Here is a 252-nt window from a genome sequence, read left to right on the forward strand (position 1 = left end):
GTATTGGTGCATGTCATCCTGGCACTTCCACTCAACATATGCGGAAGTTCTTAGAGCTACAGCTGACCTCATTGATAGGGCCAGTGAAACAGCCATCATGCTCTTGGTCAGGCAATTGTACAAGGGGAGAGAGTGAGATAGACCAGAAAAAAGGGGGACAAAAAATTGACAAAAAATATCAGGTGTGAGAGAGATTTGAACTCCCGCCTGCGAACAGAACTGATAATCATAATTTTTCTAATCAGTCTCCTT

1 protein-coding gene is annotated in these 252 nt (G+C 43.3%); it reads left to right on the forward strand.

Going from position 1 to position 252, the window contains the following annotated elements:
- On the forward strand, positions 1-188 hold a 188-nt coding region (locus tag ACEN88_RS35835; RefSeq protein ID WP_413347142.1), incomplete at its 5' end, for a hypothetical protein.
- Positions 189-252: the final 64 nt, after the last annotated feature.

Source organism: Massilia sp. CT11-108 (assembly GCF_047302915.1).
Lineage (GTDB): Bacteria > Pseudomonadota > Gammaproteobacteria > Burkholderiales > Burkholderiaceae_D > Telluria > Telluria orientalis.